This window comes from Melittangium boletus DSM 14713, assembly GCF_002305855.1.
GTDB lineage: Bacteria > Myxococcota > Myxococcia > Myxococcales > Myxococcaceae > Cystobacter > Cystobacter boletus.
Genome location: NZ_CP022163.1, coordinates 3098191 through 3118653, shown reverse-complemented (window position 1 = coordinate 3118653; position 20463 = coordinate 3098191). Strand labels below are relative to the sequence as shown.

The following is a 20463-nucleotide window of genomic DNA, read 5'->3' as shown; positions in this document are numbered from 1 at the left end:
GAGGATGTCGTGAATCAGAGACAGGGGATGTGGCGGAAGATGGCGGCGGCCCTGGTGGGGCTCGCGGTTGTCTCCTCCGGGCCGGGATGTGACACGCGGGAGGAGGAGCCTCGGGAACTCGAGCAGCGGACGTTCGCGCTCTCCGGGCTCGCGGGATACACCCAATGCGATTGGGGCAGCACGGACTGCAACCTGTGCGTCAACGGTGTCGTCTCGGCGTTCAACAACCTGCGGGACCACGGTGAGATCCTGGGCTTCTACCCAGGCGGTTACGATCTCAATCTGGCCTACCCGAGCAGCGATCACCTCGAGGGCATCCAGCGGTTGAAGAGCGGTCAGGGCCGCTACTTCGTCATCTCCAAGCGGGATGGACGGAGTGCTTCATCGGCCTATGTGGCCCACTCCGTGTTCATGGAGTCGCGCAACACCTCGGGTCTGCGCATGCGGTCCAACCGGCTGATCTCCTCCACCTCCCAGCCGGAGGACACGTGGCCCCACTCGGCGGACCGGGTCGTGGCTGGGATTGGCGCCCTGGATGGGTACAAGCATGGAGGCGGATTGCAGGCCTCCGGCAACATCGTCGCTCTTCCCCTGGAGGAGGGTCCGGGCAACGGCAAGGTGGTCCTCTATGACTACAGCGATCCCTCCAACCCGGCCTGGCTCGGCACCGTGTATGGCGCCAGCGGCGCCGCGGGGACCGCTTCCCTGACGAAGCTCGCGGACGGACGCTTCATGCTCGTCATTGGCCAGGGGAATGCGAATGTTCTCGAGTTCTACCTCTCGTCCAGCACGGTGCTCTCTCCCTCCACCACCTGGGCGCCGTATGACACATGGTACTTGCCGGAGATCCCCTTGGGAGACTGGGGCGCCTTCCAGAGCCTCAATTTCGTCACCGATTGCGCCGAGGGTCGGCTGTATCTGATTGGCACCCGGCTCGGAGGGCTGCGGTGGGGCGCGGTGAGCGATGACTACGCCCATCTGTACGAAGTCACGCTCACTCCCAACGTGACCATCCGGAACGTCGCGTCCAAGCATTTCTATTGCAGCAACGATGGTTCGCGGCAGTGCAACTTCGACGCGGCGGGCGGCGCGTTCGTCGACAAGGATCGCAACCTCCTGCTCTACGTCACCGAGCACGCCGACGATGGCCCCGTGGGCTCCGTGAAGATGATGGAATACCGGAGCATCTTCCCCAATGCCGCCTGTGGCAGCGACATCAATCAGGCCTTCGTCGACTTCTACGATGACTCCGACTTCAGCGATCGGGGCTTCATCTTCGACTACGCGGATCGCTATGCGAAGAACTGGGCTCGCTTCAGCGACGTCGACAACTTCAACGACAAGGCGTCGGCGGTCCGCTACTGCATTCCTCCCGGCCATCGGGTCCGGCTCTACAAGGACTCGAACTACAGCGGGAAGACCAAGGACCTGATTGGCACGGGAGTGCCCACCTCGGTCAACCTCAATAGCTGGAGCTTCGGGGACGAAACCTCGGCGGCCCAGTGGCTGTCCTTCTGACGCGTGCCCGTTCAACACGGGGAGCCGAGGGGTCGGCTTCTCGTGGAGGGCCGTTCTGGGGTGGGTCCTCCTTTGGTGCGCGTGCCCTTCGGCGTATCCTCTGCCGTATGCGGGGACCTGATTCGGGGTGGGGAAGCCAGGTTTCATCCAACGCCGTGAGGAGCGATGACGACGGTGCGCGAGATACGGGTCTGCGTCTGCTGCTGGAGGTTCTTCACCGCCTGGAAGCGCTGAATGTCCGCGACGCGCGTGCCTTGAAGAGCATCTGGCGGGCGAGAGGTAAGGTGGCGCGTGCCCGCTCCTCCATGGGTGCCACGTCCCTGGATGGACCTTCCGACCGGGACATCGTCCTGGCTCAAGAACTCCTGGAACACATCGAACAGGTCCTCGCATCGCTCGCGCGGAAGCGAGACGAACTCGCGGCGGACCCTCGGAGTCTGGCCTCACGGCCCTCCTATCTTCGCGAGTTCCAGAAGGTCCATGACCTCTACATCGAGGCCATTTCGGTTCTCCTGGAGCCGAGCACGGCGGAGATGTTCACTCGAGCGGAGCACGCCGCTGAGAAACTTCCGCGAGCGCTCCTGGACGTCGACCTGGCACGGCTGGCCTCGCGTCCCGCGAGTCACACGCTCCTGGAGCCGAGCCGAGGAGAACTCACGGACTGGGTAGGCTGGCTCCGCCCGAAGCTCGACACGCTGGAGCAGACCGCGCGGCGGTTGGCTGACGCACGACAGGGTGGTGGGGCGGATGTTGCTCGGTGGGAACACGCGCTCCGGATTCTCTCGGAGGGCGTTCAACTCAACGTGGAGGCCATGGGCCATTGGGAGCAGGCCCTGGATGCGTACGAGTATCTGACGAAGGGAGGCAACGTTCTGCCCGCCGCCTATGCGTCGGTGGGCCGCGTCGTCACCCGTTGCCGGGAGATGAAGACCGCAGCGATGGCGGAGAAGCTCGATGTGTTGCGCGAGCGGGTTCGCCGCCATCGCGATGATCCGGACGTCGCCAAGTTCCTGAGGGGCCTGCCCCTGGTGGTGTCCGGCTCGCGTTTGTTGGTGAGCCTGGGCGTCACCCTGGTCGCGTCCGTCGCCACGGCGGGAGTGGGAAGTCTCGTTTCCGGAGCCTTGGGGGCCGCTCGCATTGGGACGGGCCTGTCCTTCGCGGGAACGGTGGTCGTGGAGTCGCTGACCTTCACCTCGGTGAGTCGGGGCGCGCAGGCGCTGATTCCCGGAGAGGTTTCGCCTCCTCCCTTCTGGGCGGACCTGGCGTGGAACCTGGGTTTGTTCTCCACCCTGCGTGGGTTGAGCGTGGGCGTGCGGGCGCTGGTGCGGAACCGGGGACTGCCTTCCCTCGCCGAGGCTTCCCTCCAGAAGGGCGGTTCCTTCGGTCTGCTCCAGGCCTACGGCGGGCTCCACCATCGTGTCTCCTCGGGCAGGTGGCCCACGGAGGACGAATGGCGGACGATGACGGCCCACAACATCATCTTGATGACGGGGCTCGTCGTGGGCCTTCATGTTGTCCAGGGGATGTTGCCTGGGCTGGGTGGGAACTCAGCGCGCGTTCGTTTCGCCCGGGCTTATGGCGCTCGCTTCAGAGCCCTCGCGGATGCGCGCGCCAAGGTGGAGGCGACGTATCGGGATGTCCAAGCCAAGGGAGTCCCCACTCCAAAGGAAGTCGAGTCCCTTCGGAGCCGGGCGCGAGTGTTGGAGGCGGAATTCCTTCAGCTCGTCGAGGAGGTGGAGAAGGACCCGAGGACCAACATTCAGGCGTTGCGCGAGGAATGGGCGAGCGCCACAGGGCTGGCGGAGGAGGCCAGCGCCGAATTGCTCGCGCGGCTGCTGGACATCTCCAACGCGCAAGACGCGCTACGGCCCCTGGGCGGCGAGCGCCAGTACAGCTATGCCTGGGGACGGACCAACAACCTGGAGACCCGCTTCCGTGCTTTGGGGGCGGAAGTGCGCAAGACGGTGGAGCCCACCACTCGGCTGCGGAGCATGACGGTCCGCTTCGGTCAGGATGCACCCCTCACGTTGGTGGAACGGCCCTCGCCCTATCCTGCTCTCCGCGAAGTCAAGGTGGAGCTGAATACTCCCGAGGTTCGTGAACTCTTCGAGGAGTTCGGTATCTCCATGCCCAAAATCCAGCGCTACCTCGTCAGGGAACTTGCCACGGAGTTCTCGAAGAGTTCCGGTGCTGGGATTCATGGCCCATTGAGAGTCGTCAGGCGTAGATTGCAAGCGCTCAGGGTGGAGAAGGGCTCGGTACAAGAGCGGCTGGGTGCGGAAAGACATCAAGGCCGTCTTCGTGTCAAGGCAGACCCTCGATTGGTGGACGTGGCGAAACGACTGGAAAAACGAGGCATCTTTTCGTCTAACGACTGGCTGGATGGTCGAGACGAAAATAACTGGCGAGGTGTGGTCGGAGAATGGCTCGCCTTGGAGTCCATGATGGCCTCCGCGCCTGCGGGGTCGCTCGTCTTGTCTCGTGTCCATTTCAAGGGGCTATTGTTTGAGGATAGGGGCATGACTCGTCCCGTCAAGAGCGGCAATGGCGAGATCGACGTCGCGTCGGAACTCGATGTGCTCGTTGTTACGGAACGGGAGGGGGTTTTCCACTACTCGCGAGTAGCGAATGTCAAGGTGGCGGATTCAAGATACGCCAAGGTCTTTCGGGTTGAAGCCGTGAAACAGAACCGTTCGGCTGTGGATGCGCTCAGGGCGCACCATGAAGGGGTTCCCGTCCTGGTCGAGACACAGCATGGCCGGACTCTCTACGGGCATATCCGCAGTATCACCGGATATGACGCGTGTACTGGAGCCAAGGTGAATCTCTCAGGCCGTTTGGTGGAAGCTCCAAGTGGGGTCACTGAGTCGACCATTCTCCCTAATGTGCCCGGCAAAGCTGAAATGACTGATTTGTCGTTTACATACAAAGACATTGATTCTATCACCCACTTGCTGCGCGAGCGGCAACATCAACTGACGTCGGAGTACTGAGGCCATGGGAGTCATCTGGACACCGCTCACCCTGATCCAGCCAAACCTCGCGGATGGGACCGAGGTGGAGTTCCCTCGATTACCTCCGAACATTCCTCGGCGGATTGAGCAGGGAACGCGCACTTTGAGTGTTGGGCTTCTCGTTGGAGAGAAGCTTGGCCTCGACTTGTCTGAACTCACTGAATGCCTCAATACTGTTTGGTTCGGCCCGCCCGCGGAGGCCAAGGGAATGTTTCTCGATGATGACGCTCCTATTCTGATCGAGGGATTCACGCGGATTCGGGACGCGTTGCGTGCGGCCATTGATGAGCAAGGCCGTCCGCGCGGGCCGGGAGGTGCGTTGCTCAAGGCCTCTCCAAGTATTGAGCAGTACTCCGACGGGGGAATGGTGACGAAAAGCCGCCGTGTTTTGCTCCTCGACTTGTTGAAGGAACTTGATGCACTGCTCCCATTCCTACGATTCGCGCAAGAGCATATGCTCTTTATTGTCGAAGGAGAGTGGCCAAGGCCCAAGCATGATGAGGGCTGACCGCGTTCCCGTTCAAACACGAGAAGCCACCGGGACTGGCTCCTCGTGGACGGCCGTTCGTTGAAGAAGGCGGGCGATCAGCCCATCGCCGCGGTCAGGCGGGTGCCAGCCGATGCGACGAGTGCGTCCTCCAGGAAACCGGCGACGATGTTGGGAACGTGCAACCGCTCCGTGACGAACTGGCGGGCCGCGTAGAGCGCGAACGAGGACGCCAGCGAGGCCGCCGCTCCCACCACGGCCAGACCCAGCACGGAGACCTTCTGGTGCCGAGCCACGGCCGCACCCACGAAGGCCCCGGAGATGACGCGCACGATGAGGCCCGATCGGGCGATGCGCGGGGGCATCCCCGGAATCTTGTCGAACACGAATTCGCCCAGCGCGAGCAGCGGCAAGACGCGGGAGATCGTGGACGAGGCGAGGATGGTCTCCATGCGGCTCGCCTTCGCCTCGATGCCATCCTCGGACAGTTTCTGGCTCAGGAACATCGGGGCACTCAACGCCCTCATCCCCGCCATCGCACCCATTCCCGCGGCCGTCACCATGTCGCTGCGATTCATGTCTCCACCCTCGTGGCTGCCTGCACTGGTCGTCCAAACAGGATGCGGATGAACCCCGCGAACGACCATTCCCCACACCCGCGCTCGCCTGGCTGCTTGCCCTCGGGCGCACCGCGGCGTGGCCCGATGCGCACGACAATGGCGGCTATATGACATTTGCCCCCCTGTACGGCGGCTCTGTATCGCTGACCCGACATGGCGAAGAACGCTCGCCCCGATCCGATGGTGTCCTCTGCAAGATGGGTCCAGGGTGGGACGCGATAAGTCCACGAAGGGGGGAGTCATGTGCTTCTCGGGTCCTGCCCGCTCAGGTGCTCCGCTCCGTCAGGGATGGTTCTTCATCTGCGCCCTGCTGTCGGCTCCGGGTTGTATGGGGGCTGATGCGGTGCTGAACGACGGAACGTGCAATCAGTCAGACAGCACCGTCAGTTGCTGCCTCAAGCAGCACCCCGCCCAGTATGAAATGTGTGGTGTGACGGCGCCGACGCCATCGGAACCGATCATCGTGGGCCCACCGGGGCTCAGCGCCCTGGGAGAAGGGGAACAGGAAGAGAGCAAAGAAGAGCGGCGGAAAAAATGCCTGCCCCACTATGTCGCGTGTATCGATAAAATCGGAGTAACCGTTCACCAGCTCAGGCGGTGAGCGCGAGCTGAGGTTCGGGCGCGGAGGGGAGGAGCGAAGGCCCGCGCAGGCCGCGGCGGTGCGCGGCGAGGGTCTCGGTCAGGAAGGCGAGCACGTCACGGCCCTGCAGCTTGAGGGTGGTGGTGGCGGTGAATATGCGCTCCACGAAGCGGCTGCCCTCCTCGCTCTGCGTGCCGAAGGACGTCTTCCTGTACATGACGGCGTGCCGGATGCAGCGCTCGCCGAAATTGTTGGTGGGCTCGAGGCCCGGCACATCGACAAACGTCCAGAGGCACTTCTCCCACTGGAGGATTTCCCGGGCCATGCCGGCCGTCTTCTTCTCTGCCCGCAGTGCCGCCTCGCGCAGCAGTTGGCCGACTCTGCGTTCCACGCCGCGCATGCGCTCTTCGAAACGCTCGCGTGACAGGGTGCCGTCACGCACGCGGTGGTACCACTTGAAGAAGCGGTTGCGCTCGCGCATGAGCTCTCTGCCTATCCGCCCACCCCGGCCGCCCCTGTCGATGAAACCCTGGAAGTCGCGTGTGAGGTGTGCCCAGCACAGCTGCCGCAGCCCTGCATCCACCCACGCGTAGGCGCTCCACCTGTCGGTGGTGAGGAAGCCCGCGAAGTCCGCGCCGAGCAACTGGCGGGCGACCTTGCCGCCGCGGCTTCTGGCGATGTGGAACACCACTACCAGCGCAGTGGCCACCACCCACAGCCAGGCGCGGCCGGCCCGGCCGCCCTCTCGTCCCTGTGCAAACCCCGTCTCGTCGGCGTTGACCGCCTCCGAGGTCTGCACGTAGGCGAGGGCTTCGGCCGTCGGTGGCGCGAGTGCCTCCGACATCTCGCCCTCCAGGTTGCTGACGCTGCCCACCGACAACTCGACGCCCAACATGTCTGACAAAGCGTCCTTCACCAGTCGCTTGGACAAGCGGTACTTGCCCACCAGCAACGAGGCGAGCGCTGTGAGCCGGTCACCAAAGACGCTGCGCGCGTGCACGGGCACTTCCCCGCGCGTCACCACCCCACAACCAGGGCATTGCAGTGCATGGCAGCGGTACTCGGTGACAATGGCCGACAGGGGCGGCACTTCCACCACCTGGTGACGCCGGGGCGCGGTGTCCTGCCCATTCAGTCGCCCCTTGCAACCCCGGCACTCCCTGGGCACCAACTCCACGACGTGCTGCACGTCCTCGGGCGGCAGCAGCGCGCGCTCATGCTTCTTGTGCCCAGGCTGGCCTCCGGGACGGCGGCCCGTGGGCCTCTTGCTCTGGCGCGGAGTGCCTGGGGCATCCGAGGAGGGCGGCTTGGAGGAGTTGCTCGAGTTGAGCCCCAGCCGTTCCTTGAGCCATCGATTCTCCTCGCGCAGCCTTTCATTCTCCTCCTCCAACTGCGCGATACGCTCCAGCGCTGCCTCCAGCCGTTTCTCCAGCTGCGCTATCCGTGCGTCTCGGGCATCCACCTCCACCATGCCCTGGCTACACCACGCCAGACGTCCTCTTGTCCAGCACCACTTTTCCGGTCACGTCTAGCCCGGCTCCTCTTCAACCAAGCCAATGCGGTGAACGGTTACAAATCGGATTGAAGCCAGGCGGTTCTTTTGGTGGAAGCCAATGCCAGGATTGCCACGACTACTGCGTGGATAACGGTTTCTGGCCTCTGCGCATGAACAAGAGAAAATGCCCCGGGCTGGCTGGATGAGACCTTCTCGCAAGTGTTTCTGGTTGCAGGTCGCCGGAGGGTTCGACAAGCTCAACGTAGCCCTTATTCAGGACGACTCAATCTCCTTCTCAATGGGCGAGCGTGAGTATCTGGCTTATCAGAAGAAGTTGCTGCGTCAGGCCGAGACAGAGAAGGAGCGCCACCACATCAAGCGGTTGATCGCCCGTTCCATTCTTCGATTCGCATATCTCACTGGGAGCACGTGGGGGGAGTATGAGCGAGCATTGCGCCGCGTTTTGAGACTGGGATACCTGAACGCGGACCATCAGTTGAGTGTTGCTGCACTGAGCTTGCTGTGGGCGTCTGACAATGACCACACGAAGGCTTCGGCGGGCTGGGAGTTGATGGAGGCGGCGGAGCGCAGGCTCCGCCGTCTGCGCCGGAAGCATGCGGCCCGCAGACAGGGCTTGGAGAGCAGCGAAATCGTCAGACGGCGAGTCGCCCGAAAGGGGTTGCTGCCTCCTGGATCTGTCAGGCCATCCAAAGGTGCATCCCGTCGTCGGGCTTGATGGCGTGCGCCATTTCAGGTCTCCAGGAAGCGAGGCACGGGGCCCTTCTTCACACCCTCGGGCGCACCGCGTCAGGGTCGGAGGACGCACCGCACTGGTGGACTCATGACGTTTGCTCCTCCGTGAGACGGCTCGCTGTCGATGACTGTACAAGGTGAGGGCCTAGCGCTCTGGGTCTCGATGGTGTTCCTCGCGGGATGGGTCTAAGGACGCGGTGGCAGTCCACGCAGGGGGAACATGGACTTCTTGGGAACTGGCCGCGCGGTTGTCCCGTTGCGTCGGCGATGGTTCGCCATCTGCGCCATGCTGCTGGTTTCAGGGTGCGTGGGGGCGGATGCGGCGCTGAGCGACGGAACGTGCAATCAGTCGGACAGCACGGTCAGCTGTTGCCTCAAACAGCACCCCGCTCAGTACGAGCTGTGTGGGGCGACTGCACCGCAACCGCTCATCGTGGGTCCACCAGGGCTCAAGTCCTCGGAAGACGAAGCCCAGGATGAGAGCCAGGAGGAACGCGAGAAGAGGTGCCTGCCCCACTATGTCGCATGCATCGAGAAGATTGGCTTGAAGCCGGGTGGCTCATTCGGTGGTAGTCAATGCCAGGATTGCTACAGATACTGTATGCGCTTCGGCTTCTGGCCTTTGCGCATGAACAAGAAGAAGTGTCCGGGGTTAGCTGGATGAAAACTGTGCGCAAGCGCTTCTGGCAGCAGGTCGCCACGGCGTTCGACAAGCTCAACATCGCGCTCCTCCAGGAAGAGGGGCTCTCCTTCGCGAAGGGAGAGCGCGAGTATCTGGCACTCCAGAGGAAGTTGCTGCGTCAGGTGGAGCTTGAGTGGGAGTCCCTGCAAATCAAACGCTTGATCGCTCGTTCCATCCTCCTATTCGCTTACACAACGGGATGTAGCTGGACGGAAATGGGCCGGGCACTGCGCCGCTCATCGCGGCTAGGTTATCTGAATGCCAGCGATCAGGCGGCTGCGGCGCATTTCGTCCTGCTGTGGGCGTCCGACAACGATCATTCGAAAGCTACCCTTGGCTGGAAGATGCTGGAGGCGGCCGAGCGCAGGTTGCTCCGCTTGCGCCGAAATCACATGACCCGGAAGCAAGAACTCGCCGCTGGTGTGGCGGTTCGAAAGAGAGTTGCCCGAAAGGGGCTGCTGCCTCCTGCTTCCGTCAGCTCACCCAAAGAGACATCACGTCGTCGGGCTTGATGGCATGTGCTGTTCAGGGCTCGACGGATCGCGGCTGGGGATCCTTCTTCTTGACGGGGTAGTAGCAATGTCCCTGGTACTCGGCCGATCCGCTTGGGCATGGCGCGTCGAGCTTGTGTGGGACCCAGCAGCCGCCTCGGATTTCCACTTCAGCGACTGGGATGCAAGGCGGCGTTGCCTGCTCCTTGAAGGGCTTCTCCGGCATGGCGTACCCAATAATAGGTGGGGAGTCCTGCCTGTCTGCGAAGTGGGTGGGCTCCTTGAGCGCGGCTTGAATCCGCTCACTGACCTCTCGTGAAGTCTGTACGGGAGCGCGCGGCCAGAGCATCAGCGCGAGTCCCGCCACCACCGCGACTCCCGCGCAGGCCGCTCCCCAGCGCATCCCCTGACGACGTGCCGGAGGCCGGAACTCGCGCGTGAAGTGGGCCTGGGCGTCTGGCTGGCCATCGAGACTCGCCAGGGCGCCCGCCACCCGCATGTGGCCCAAGGTCAGCTCATGAATGGAGGGCGTCTTCGTCTGGGCTGCTCGCTCGGGATGCAACACGAGGCATTCGGGTTCGGTGAAGCTCGTCGTCTGGGCGCTCCAGGGCGTGCGTGTCCGCCACGCCTCGCCCGTTCCCGGCATCACCACCAGGGCCGGCTCCCCCGTCTCGACATGGTGTGCCTCGTAGAGCTGGCCTTCGTCCTCGGGGACGTCCAGGTAACGCTCGCCCACTTCATAGGGGCCGATCCGGCGGCCCTTCCAGTCCGAGTTGTCGCTCATCTCCATCCCTCCCGAAGTTCTCGCTTCCTACTCCGGGTGTCGGGCGGGTGTAAGGACTCAAGGGGTCATGGGTGGCACGTCCCGGCCCTCGCCGAACGCCAGCACCCACCACTCGGGGGCCTGGTCTCCCCGCTCCACCAGCGCCCCCGCCAGGTCCCACAACGGATCCGTCTCGCCATCGTCCGCCAGCCGGAACGTCCCGTAGTGCATGGGGACGCTGTAGCGCGCTCCCAGGTCCACGCTCGCCTGTACCGCCTCGCGTGGGGACACGTGCACCGGGGACATGATGGCCTCGGGTTTGTACGCCCCGATGGGTAGTACCGCGAGCCGCATCGGCCCCAGCCGCTCCCGCGCCTCCGTGAACTGGCTCCCCGAGGCCGTGTCTCCCGCGAAGTACGTGCGCCCGTGCGGCCCCCGGAAGACGTAGCCCGTCCACAGCGTGCCGTCGGCGTCCCCCAGGCCCCGGTTGGAGAAGTGCTGCGTGCGCGCGCTCACCAGCGTCACCTCGGCGCTCAGCGGAAACTCCTGCCACCAGTCCACCTCGGTGACGTGCCGCAGGCCCTCGCCCTCCAGGAACTCGCGGTTGCCCAGCCCGGCGAACACCCGCACCTGGGGAAAGCGCTCCTGGAGCCGCAGCAGCGTGGCCACGTCCATGTGGTCGTAGTGGTTGTGGCTGATGACCACCACGTCGATGGGCGGCAGGTCCTCGAAGCGGATGCCCGGTGGCCGCATCCGCCGGGGACCCGCGAAGGACACCGGGCTGCACCGCTCGCTGTAGATGGGGTCCGTCAGGATGTTGAGCCCATCCAGTTGCAGCAGCACCGTGGCGTGGTTGATGAACGTCACGCGCAGGTCGCCCGGGCCCACGCGCTCGGGGGGGCGCGGACCGAAGGGGGCGTCGGGCCGCCCCTTCCACGCGCCCGGTTTCCGATGGGCCATCCAGTCGAGGAAGCTCATCGTCCTCGGCCGGGGCTCGCGGTTGACGAAGCGCTCGCCATTGAAGTGGTCGCTCGGGGTGCCCTTCCAGGTGGGAGCGGAGAAGCAGCCACTCGTGCCCAGGGCGAGCGCCAGCAGTCCAACGAGATGACGCGGCGTGTTCATGCCGCCATCATGTCACTTCAGCCGCGAGCCCATCAGGGTGACGATCGAGTCGCCCGTCGGGTCCGTGTACTTGCGCGAGGCGACTCCGCGTACCCATTCCGAGGTGACGTAGCGGAAGTGCGGCGTGGCGGCGGTGGCCGCCTCCACGATGACCTTCGCGATGTCCTCACCGCTCTGGGCCGCCTTGTAGGCATCCATGGCGCCCGCCATGTAGGAATCCAGCATCGGCTGGTAGAGGTCGTCACCGGGGCTCGGCTTGCCGCTGAGCTTCGCCTTCACGTTCGTGACGAACTCGGTGTGCACCGCGCCCGGCTCGATGTTGGACAGGTGGATGCCCAGCCGCGTCGCCACGGGCGCGAGGCTCTCCAGGAAGCCCTCGCAGGCGAACTTGGCCGCGCAGTAGGCGTCGTTGAAGGGCTGGCCCAACAGGCCCCCCACGCTCGTCACCGTGATGATGCGTCCGGACCTGGCCTCGCGCATGAGGGGAAATACGGCCTGGGTCACCCGCCACACGCCGAAGAAGTTCACCTCCATCACCGTGCGCAGCGCGTCCATGGGCGTCTGCTCCATCGTGCCCAGGAAGCCCGAGCCCGCGTTGTTCACGAGCACGTCGATGCGGCCGTACCGCTCCCGCACCTCGCGCACGCACGTGCTCACGGAGTCGTCGCTCTGGACGTCCAGGGCGCGGATGTCCAGGGAGACGCCCGCGGCCCGGGCTCGCTCCTGGAGGGCTCCGGCCCGGGTGGTGTCTCGCAGGGTGGCGACTGTCTGGAAGCCGGCCTGGGCCAGGTGGATGGCCGTGTCGAGGCCGATGCCGGATGAGGTTCCCGTGATGAGTGCGACGCGAGCCATGTGTGTCCTCCATGTGCTGACTGGGCGAGATGGGGACGTGTTGTAGGCCGTTTTTCAGCGCCGGGGAGGGCGATCGCGAGCCGCCTCGGAGGAAGTCCTTCGAGGACAATTCCGCACAGGGGGGATGGCCGCCCGCGTACCGCTCGTATGCGCCCAGGCCTTTTTCACGTCGGCCCTCGCGGATTTCAACCACTGGCGCACACTTCGACTGGATTTTCCGTGGTCGAATGTCCACTCGTTCCATGGGACATCGTGACAGGTGGAAACGACAGGCCTCACCTTGGGAGGCACCATGACACCGGAGCGAGAACTCACCTTGCTGCCCGCGCCGGCCTCCGTGGCCACGGCGTCGGGAGAGCCGCGATTCGGCACCTACCAGGGCGAGCTGCCCGAGGTGGACTTGCAGAAGTTGTCGGGCCCCTGGGCTCCGGCGGCGGCGCGCGCCCGGCTCCTCAAGCGCAAGCGCTGGCACTACACCCTGGCGACCACGCGCGAGGTGGTGGCGCTCTTCGCGGTGGTGGACGTGGGCTACTCGGCCAACGCGTTCGCCGTGGCGGTGGACTTGAAGGAGCGCAAGGCGCTCTGTGACGTGAGCTTCCTGGGCGCGCCTGGCCCCCTGGCGGAGGTGGGCAACAAGCCTGGCGCGGGTCTGGCGGCCTCCTTTCGAACGCTCGGCGGACGGATGAGCGCCACCCGGGGCCCCGAGGACGAGCGCTACCGCTTGCAGGTGGATGTGAGCCGGTTGCGCACCGGCAGCCTCCAGTCCTTCCTGTGGAACGGGGAGTTGATGGTGGCCGGGGGCGCTCCGGCGTTGACGGTGATCGCCCCCGTGGGGGGAGACGGCTTCGTCAACGTCACCCAGAAGCGCGCGGGGATGCTCGCCTCGGGGACGCTGGAGGCGGGCGGCAAGCGCTTCCAGTTGGACGGCGGGGTGGGGGGGACGGACTACACCCAGGGGTATCTGGCCCGGCACACCGCGTGGCGCTGGGCCTTCCTGGCGGGCCGGCTGGCGGACGGCACACCGGTGGGTCTCAACCTCGTCGAGGGCTTCAACGAGAGCGCCCGCGTGAACGAGAACGCCCTGTGGTTGGGCGAGCGCATCCTTCCGCTCGGGCGGGCCACGTTCGAGTACGACCGCGAGAACCTGATGAGGCCGTGGCGGGTGCGGACGGACGACCGGGTGGTGGACCTGAGCTTCCAGCCTCTGCATGTGCACCGGGAGGACCATGACTTCAAGCTGGTGGTGAGCCACTTCGCCCAGCCGGTGGGGCTCTTCGAGGGCACGCTCCGGGTGGATGGGCGCACGTACACGCTGTCCGATATGCCCGGCGTCACCGAGGACCAGGACATGTTGTGGTGAGGGGCCGGGCGGCCGGGCTCGGCGTGCGGGAATCCGACAGGCTGGCATAAGCTGGCGGCGCGTGCGCGGAGTCCCATGAACTGCTCGAATTGCGGCCAGGTCGTCGCCGATGAGTCCCTCGGCTTTTGCATGGAGTGCGGCGAGGCGTTCGGCGCCTCGGCCGGTCAGGGCTCCGACGAGGACAACCCGGACGCCCATGCCGAGGGGTACTCGGACTCGGAGTGGCGGGAGCCCCGGCCGTCCGTCTGGGACACCCTGTCCCGGGTGCTCGCCCCGGTGCGCACCGTCGCCGGCCAGCTCGGGGACGTGTTCGCGAACATCCTCGAGAGCCCGAGCGTGTACGGGCAGATGCCCGGGGGCTCGCTGACGTTCCTGGGCCTGGGCTTCGTGGGCCTGGCGCTGCTGGTCTCGGTGGTGCCCTTCATCGAGGGCATTGGCGGGTTGGGCTCGGGGGTGATGTTCGGGTGGGGCGTGCTCGTGCTCCTGAGCGAGTGGCGCGAGGTGAGCGAGGCGCCTCCCCGCGAGGGCCGGTTCGTGGACGCCTATCCCGCGGTGATCGACAAGCTGCCCCGGGAAGTCTGGCACCCGGGCGTCATCCAGGCCTACGCGCTGGTCACCTGCGCGTACGCCCTGAAGATGGTGGGCTACGGGCCCATTGCGTTGCTGTGGCTGCTGGCCGCGGGCGTCCTCGGCTACGAGCAGGGGCGCCGCTTCTTCTATCTGCTGCCCCAGGACGAGGCGGCCCTGGCGGCGAGCGCCGAGCACCCCGGGCTGCACCGCTGGGTGGTGCCGGGCGTCGCGGTGGGGGTGCTCTCGCTCCTGTTGCCCTGGGGGCGGATGTCGGGCCTGGCGTTGAGCATCTACGGCGTGGATCTGCCGCTCTCGGTGTTGACCCTGAGCTGCCTGCTGTTGCTCGGCTGCTACGCCGTGAAGCACCAGGGGCTGGGGGGATTGCACCCGATGGTGCTCATCCTCGTGGCGGTGTGGCTGGCGCTGTGGCTCCTGCTGATGAACAACATCTACAGCCCGGGCTCCTGGGTCTATCTGGTGGGCGTGCTGCTCATCTACACGGCCATCGTGCGCCACCTGATTCCGGCGCGTCCCCGAGCCGAGGAGGCCCCCCAGGAGGAGCCTCCCCCGGACCTGGACTACCAGGGCTGAGCCCCGGGAGTCCGGCGCCTCACTTCTGGCGCTGCAACCAGGCGCGCACCTCGGGCAGGGCGCGCTCGCGCAGCACCACGTCCTGCTCCAGCTTCTCCAGCGTCTGGCCCATGGCCTGCTTGGCCTCCTCCACGGGGTGGGCCGTGAGCAGCTTGCGCACCTCGTCGAGCTGCTTGCGCTCGCGCAGCGCTCCCAGCGACTCCACCACCCGGCGCAGCAGCATCGGCGCCGCGCCCGTGCGCGCCAGCACGTCCTTCCAGCGCTTCTGTTTCTCCGCCCACCACATGTTCCGGCCCGTGCGGTTGTTGATGAGCCCCGTGAGGAAGCTCGCCACGTCCTGCATCTTCACCTTCTCCGTGAAGAAGAGCTTCTGCGCCGCGTCCGCGAGCTGGGGATCCTCGAAGGCCGTGAGCGCCATGAGGTAGCGCCGCTGGGTCGCGGGGTCCGGCTCGACGGGCATCTTCTCGAGGATCTTCTCGTAGAGCGCCCGGTCCCCCTGGCGCGCCACCATGCCCACCGCCGCGTCCAGCAGGTTGGGCTCGAGCGCCGTCGTGTCCCCGTCCAGCGCGCGCGCCACGCGCGGCCGGGCCTCGGCGATGATCTCCGGGCTGCGCGCCACGCCGCCCAGCGCCCGCACCAGCGCCGCGCGCCGCAGCTTCACCCGATCCGTCTCCCCGGGCGCCGCGTCCCACCCGACCTTCTTGAAGCCCGCCCCCAGCAGCTTCTCCACCCAGCGGCGGAAGCGCTCCTGGTCCTCGCCCTCCACCAGCCGCCCCTCCACGTACGCGAGCCCGCCCACCAGCTCGTCGAGCACCGCGTCGTCCTCCTCCTGGCCGTAGCGGCCCGCCAGGTCGAGGAAGGCCGTGAGCGTCGCCTGCCCGCTGCGCGCGAGCGCCCACTGGTCCGCGAGCAGGGAGATGCGCTCGCTGGGCTCCAGCGCGTCCACGTTCGCCGACAGGCGCTCGAGCCCCGTGGCGTCGTACTGGACCCGGTAGAAGCCCGTGGAGCCCGCGTTGGCCACCAGCCACTTCACCTCGCCCGAGCCCTCCAGCGTCACCTCCGCCTCGGACTCGCGCAGGAGCACCCGCTGCTCGCGCACCCCGCCCGCGTCGGCGTATTTGAGCACCATGGGCACCGGCCAGCGCTCGTCGCTCTTCACCCCGGGCTCCGAGTAGAAGCGCCGCTGGGTGAGCTTCACCTTGCGCCCGTTCACCGTCACGCCCACCTGCGGGTAGCCGCTCTGGCCAATCCAGGCATTGGCCAGCTCCAGCACCGGCTGGGACGAGGCCTGGGCGAGCGCCCGCCACAGGTCATCCGCCACGGCGTTGGCGCGCGCGTGCTTGCGCATGTACTGGCGCATGCCCTCGCGGAAGGCGTCCTGGCCGAGGAAGCCCTCGATCATGCGCAGCACCGCGCCGCCCTTCTCGTAGGTGATGAGATCGAAGCTCTCACCGGCCTCGTGGGCGTTGCGCACCTCGCCGCGGATGGGGTGCGTGGAGCGCAGCGCGTCCAGGTGCAGCGCCGCGGCCTTGCCCGAATCGAAGTCCAGCCACACGCGCCAGTCCGGCTTCCAGTCGTCGACGATCTTGTACGCCATCCACGTGGCGAAGGCCTCGTTGAGCCACAGGTCGTCCCACCACACCATCGTCACCCAGTTGCCGAACCACTGGTGCGCCAGCTCGTGCGTCACCACCTCGGCCACGCGCTTCTGCACGGACAGGGGCGCGGTGGCCGGGTCGAGCAGGAGCGCGATTTCCCGGTAGGTGATGAGGCCCGCGTTCTCCATGGCGCCGGCCTCGAAGTCGGGGATGCCGACCTGGTCCACCTTGCCAAAGGCGTAGGGCAGGTCGAAGTAGGCCTGGAGCCGGGGCAGCGCCGCGAGCGCCGCGTCCTGGCCGAAGCGCGTGAGGTGCGCCTTCTCCGGCAGCGCCCAGGTGCGCACCGGAATCCCCTCCACCCGCTCCTCGGGCGTGCCCACCAGCGGCCCCACCACGAGCGCGATGAGGTACGAGCTGAGCACCTCCGTCTCCTTGAAGGTGAGCCGGCGCATGTTGCCGTCCGACTCCTCGCGCTCGAGCGCGCCGTTGCTCAGCGCCGTCAGCCCCGTGGGCACCTGCACCGTGAGGGCCCAGCGCGCCTTGAAGGAGGGCTCGTCGAAGCAGGGGAAGAGCCGCCGCGCGTCGGCCGCCTCGAACTGGGTGGCCGCCACCTTGCCCGCCATGTACAGGCCCCGCAGCCCCTCGGTGAAGCGGCCCGTCCACGTCACGTCCAGCGCGCCCTGGCCCTGGGGCAGTTTCTCGCCGAAGCGCACCACCACCGTTTCGCTCAGGGGCGCCTCGTGCGTCTCGGCGGGCATGATGATGCGCCCGTCCGCCGCGCGGAACACCACCTCGCCCAGCTTGAGCGCGATGGCGTGCAGGACGATTTCGTCGGTGGGGGTGTCGAGCTCCAGCTCGATCGTTTGCAGGCCCGTGAAGGCGCGCGCCTCCATGTCGAGCGTCAGGGTCGCCGCGTACCGCCGGGGGCGAACGGAGAGAGGAAGCCGGAAGTTCTTGTCTTCTGTCGCGTGAGCCATAGGGGCCGCGACTCTAACGGGAGTGCGAGCACTTACTGGGGCCGCGTGATGCCTGCCGTCCACCGGGCAACGGCTCCAGGGACGTGTTCCGGACGCCCGAGCCGCGTGCCCTCCCCAAAGTGTGGTTGAGTGGCCCACACACACCGTGTACGGGGATTGAAATGCGACGATGGGGACCGGCCGACTACCGCGACATGCCCTGGAAGAACGGAGGGGGCGTCACGCGCGAGCTGCTGCGGCGGCCCCATCCCACACGGCCCGAGGGCTTCGGAGTGCGTTTGTCGATCGCCACGGTGGCGGCCGCCGGACCCTTCTCCCTCTTCCCGGGAGTGGACCGGCATCTGCTCCTCCTCGAGGGCCAGGGCATGGCGCTTACCCGCGCCGGGGCCTCGGAGGAAGTGGTGGTGGCGCCAGGCCAGCCGCTCTTCTCGTTTCCGGGCGAGGACGCCTGGGACTGCCGTCTGCTCGGAGGGCCGGTGCGGGACTTCAACGTGATGGTGGATCGGGCCCTGGCCGAGGCCTCGCTCGAGCGGGTGCACCTGGAGGCGGGGGCGCGCCACCGGCTCGCCGCGAGTCCGGGGACGCAGTGGCTGTATGGCGTTTCGGGCCGGGTCCAGGTGGCGGGGGAAGTGCTGGCGGAGGAGGACATCCTGGAATGGGATGCGCCCGGGGCGCTGGAACTCGTGGGTGAGTCCGAGGCCACCGTGCTGATCATCCGCTTGATGCCGCGCGCTGGGCGCTGACCTGTCCGCGAGGGCCAAGAGCGTCCCTCCAATCACTTCCAACTGGCCGACAAGTTCGTCATCGAGGGCAGCAAACTCAACAAGCTGATCACGAGAGCCGAGTGAGGCCAGGAGCCTCTTACATGCCGAAGCGGTACTTCGACTTGTCCGATGATGTTTGCGTCTCCGGGCGCTGGCACATTCGGCCTCCCATGGCTGAAGACGGCCAGGCAGTGGACCCCTGGATGTTCACCGAGGGGCAGCCTCTCCAACTCACCACGAAATTGAGGATGGCTCTTCGGGTGAAGGGTAGGCCCCTCGACTTCACGCTGGCAGGGCTCGATGTCCCTGTTGTCCATGCCAAGGTCGCCACACTCTTCGCGGAGTTGGCCCCTCAAGACATACAGCTCTTCCCGGTGGACATCGAGGGGCAGCCGGAGCAGTTCAGCATCCTTGTCGCCACCAAGCTCATCCAGTGCATTGACGAAAGTGCGTCCGATGAGGTGCGCCGCTGGAGAGCTGAGGACGGGTGTCCAGAAAAGACCGGGAACTACCGCGTCGTCTCTGGCATGCGGATCGACACCTCGAAGGTCGGTGACGCCAAGGTCTTCCGCACCTGGGGATGGTCCGTGGCCCTCATCGTCTCCGAGGAGATCAAGGAGGCGTTGGAGCACATCGGGGCCACGGGGGTGAAGTTCACGGGGGTATAGTGGAGTCTTCCTGGGGGTCGGGTGTCCCGCCATCCACGCTGGTTGGAATAGGACGGGATTTCGGCCTGGGGTCCTTCGCCAGCAGCCGGACAATCACGTCACTCAGGGCCCGAGGGACCCGGGGATTGACGATTTCCGGTTCGGTCGTTGCCCAGGGTTCCCGTAAGCTGGCCTGCTCCTCGATTGGGAGGGGGCCTCATGGTTTCTCATCGTCTCACCATTGCAGTTCTCCTCTTGGCTCTATCCTCCGCGTGCGGCACCACGCGTGGGGTTCACCCCGACATGAGCCAGGATGGGCTCCTCATCCACCTACCTCGCACGGGCGAAGCCGGACCGGTGGAACTGGATGAGGATGTGTTCTCGCGGGCTATCGCGAATGAGGTCCAGCGGACAAGGCCGCCAGCCAACCCTGAGATGGCCGCGCGGGAGTTGTTCGAGGTCCCACCGCACAGTGGCTGGTACGGGTACACGCAGCGCCATGGAGTCGTTCCCCTGAACGGACAGTCTCGGGCTTTGTTGGGGGCTGATGCGGATGTGCGAGTGACCCAGGAATACCTGCGGTTCTGTGCGGCCATCGGGATGCCGGGCGATTGCCGGAAAGTGCTGATGAACAGCCCCGTCCTCGTGGGGGATGGCCGCTATGCTCTCGCGATGTCCTTCGCTCTCGAAGCCGTCATCCCCGAGATGATGGAGGCCTTCAAGGGCATGGCCGACCCCGAGGCCATCAAGGCGTCCATTCTCTGGACGATGACGATCTACGCCGCGATGTGGCTGGCGCCTGAGCCTGTGTTCTCCAAGGGGCTGGCGACCGCCGTGACGGCCAGCTTCATCTGCTACGTCGGGGTGGACACGTTCTGGACGCTCATTCAGGGCTGGCGGCGGATGGTGGAGGTGGCGGAACTTGCCCACTCCTTCTCGGAGATTCGTGAGGCGGGCGGGAAGTACGGCCGGGTGATGGGGAAGAACGCGGCAAGGGCGTTTGCCTTGCTGCTGACGGCGGCCATTGGCCAGACGGCCTCTAGTTTCTCGTCCAAGGTGACCACGCTGCCCGGCGCGGCTCAATCTTCCGCGGTGGGCGCGGCGCGGGGAGGAGTCCGACTGGCGGAGGTGGCGCAGGTGGAGGCTGTGGTCGTGACGGCTGATGCGGTCACCATCGCCCTTGCTCCGAATGTGGTCGCGGCGACGGCCCAGGGCATGCGCGGGACTGCTTCCAGTCCAGTGGACGCGGAAGGGCCCGAGCACCACATCGCCACCGACAAGTGGACGGATGCCACCCACAGTGGTGGTCCATGGACGCCCAAGTTCCAGAGAATCTTTGACCGGGCGGGCATGTCGTTGAACGACCCGGCGAACAAAGTTCATGTCAAGGGCCACCAAGGCCCCCACCCACAAACCTACCACGAGCGGGTCTACGAGCGATTGGATGAGGCGACCAAGGGCTGTGGCAGCATCCAGCAGTGCCAGAAGGTGCTGACAGCGGAACTCCATCGGTTGGCGAAGCAGATTTCCACGAAGGGCACTTTGCTCAACAAGCTGGTGACCCGGAGCCAGTGACGGG

The 20463-nt window shown here is 66.0% G+C and carries 16 protein-coding genes; 10 read left to right on the top strand and 6 right to left on the bottom strand.

Annotated features, from left to right (window positions below; genetic code table 11):
- Positions 1 to 9 precede the first annotated feature (9 nt).
- The 3 genes from MEBOL_RS12995 to MEBOL_RS12985 all read left to right on the top strand — a co-directional run bounded on the left by MEBOL_RS12995 (position 10) and on the right by MEBOL_RS12985 (position 5040).
- Complete coding sequence (locus tag MEBOL_RS12995; protein WP_157774922.1) at positions 10 to 1518, top strand: hypothetical protein; 1509 nt, start codon at positions 10 to 12, stop codon at positions 1516 to 1518.
- Positions 1519 to 1673: 155 nt separating this feature from the next.
- Positions 1674 to 4511, top strand: coding sequence for a hypothetical protein (locus tag MEBOL_RS12990; RefSeq protein WP_095977732.1), 2838 nt, complete (start codon positions 1674 to 1676; stop codon positions 4509 to 4511).
- 4 nt (positions 4512 to 4515) lie between these two features.
- Entirely contained in the window at positions 4516 to 5040 is a 525-nt protein-coding gene (locus MEBOL_RS12985; RefSeq protein ID WP_095977731.1) for a hypothetical protein, read from the top strand.
- A gap of 77 nt (positions 5041 to 5117) precedes the next feature.
- On the opposite strand, the gene MEBOL_RS41080 is transcribed toward MEBOL_RS12985, so the two are convergent.
- Both MEBOL_RS41080 and tnpC read right to left on the bottom strand, forming a co-directional pair.
- A complete protein-coding gene (locus MEBOL_RS41080) occupies positions 5118 to 5597 on the bottom strand; it encodes a DUF4126 family protein (RefSeq protein ID WP_157774921.1) in 480 nt (159 codons plus the stop codon).
- Between the two features lie 632 nt (positions 5598 to 6229).
- A complete protein-coding gene (gene tnpC / locus MEBOL_RS12975) occupies positions 6230 to 7690 on the bottom strand; it encodes an IS66 family transposase (RefSeq protein ID WP_095977357.1) in 1461 nt (486 codons plus the stop codon).
- Positions 7691 to 7943: 253 nt separating this feature from the next.
- Here tnpC and MEBOL_RS12970 point away from each other — a divergent pair, with 253 nt between their 5' ends.
- Both MEBOL_RS12970 and MEBOL_RS12965 read left to right on the top strand, forming a co-directional pair.
- A complete protein-coding gene (locus tag MEBOL_RS12970) occupies positions 7944 to 8450 on the top strand; it encodes a hypothetical protein (protein ID WP_095977729.1) in 507 nt (168 codons plus the stop codon).
- Between the two features lie 686 nt (positions 8451 to 9136).
- Positions 9137 to 9661, top strand: coding sequence for a hypothetical protein (locus tag MEBOL_RS12965; RefSeq protein ID WP_157774920.1), 525 nt, complete (start codon positions 9137 to 9139; stop codon positions 9659 to 9661).
- A 13-nt stretch (positions 9662 to 9674) separates the two neighbouring features.
- Here the strand turns inward: MEBOL_RS12965 and MEBOL_RS12960 are convergent, their stop codons facing one another.
- Genes MEBOL_RS12960 through MEBOL_RS12950 form a run of 3 tightly spaced genes read right to left on the bottom strand, consistent with a single transcriptional unit; the run spans position 9675 to position 12377 of the window.
- Complete coding sequence (locus MEBOL_RS12960; RefSeq protein ID WP_095982746.1) at positions 9675 to 10424, bottom strand: hypothetical protein; 750 nt, start codon at positions 10422 to 10424, stop codon at positions 9675 to 9677.
- Between the two features lie 57 nt (positions 10425 to 10481).
- Entirely contained in the window at positions 10482 to 11525 is a 1044-nt protein-coding gene (locus tag MEBOL_RS12955) for an MBL fold metallo-hydrolase (RefSeq protein ID WP_095977727.1), read from the bottom strand.
- 12 nt (positions 11526 to 11537) lie between these two features.
- The gene (locus MEBOL_RS12950; protein WP_095977726.1) at positions 11538 to 12377 is read right to left on the bottom strand and encodes an SDR family oxidoreductase; all 840 of its coding nucleotides are present in this window, start codon (positions 12375 to 12377) and stop codon (positions 11538 to 11540) included.
- 292 nt (positions 12378 to 12669) lie between these two features.
- Here MEBOL_RS12950 and MEBOL_RS12945 point away from each other — a divergent pair, with 292 nt between their 5' ends.
- Entirely contained in the window at positions 12670 to 13737 is a 1068-nt protein-coding gene (locus MEBOL_RS12945) for a DUF2804 domain-containing protein (RefSeq protein ID WP_095977725.1), read from the top strand.
- A gap of 75 nt (positions 13738 to 13812) precedes the next feature.
- Positions 13813 to 14898, top strand: coding sequence for a hypothetical protein (locus MEBOL_RS12940; RefSeq protein ID WP_095977724.1), 1086 nt, complete (start codon positions 13813 to 13815; stop codon positions 14896 to 14898).
- 19 nt (positions 14899 to 14917) lie between these two features.
- Here the strand turns inward: MEBOL_RS12940 and MEBOL_RS12935 are convergent, their stop codons facing one another.
- Complete coding sequence (locus MEBOL_RS12935) at positions 14918 to 17473, bottom strand: M1 family metallopeptidase (protein WP_095977723.1); 2556 nt, start codon at positions 17471 to 17473, stop codon at positions 14918 to 14920.
- A gap of 161 nt (positions 17474 to 17634) precedes the next feature.
- On the opposite strand from MEBOL_RS12935, the gene MEBOL_RS12930 reads away from it, so the two are divergent.
- From MEBOL_RS12930 to MEBOL_RS12920, 3 genes are all read left to right on the top strand, one after another.
- On the top strand, positions 17635 to 18216 hold the full coding sequence (locus MEBOL_RS12930) for a HutD/Ves family protein (protein WP_095977722.1): 582 nt from the start codon (positions 17635 to 17637) through the stop codon (positions 18214 to 18216).
- A 122-nt stretch (positions 18217 to 18338) separates the two neighbouring features.
- Entirely contained in the window at positions 18339 to 18905 is a 567-nt protein-coding gene (locus MEBOL_RS12925) for an imm11 family protein (RefSeq protein ID WP_095977721.1), read from the top strand.
- A 198-nt stretch (positions 18906 to 19103) separates the two neighbouring features.
- Entirely contained in the window at positions 19104 to 20459 is a 1356-nt protein-coding gene (locus MEBOL_RS12920; RefSeq protein ID WP_095977720.1) for an AHH domain-containing protein, read from the top strand.
- The last annotated feature ends 4 nt before the right edge of the window (positions 20460 to 20463 follow it).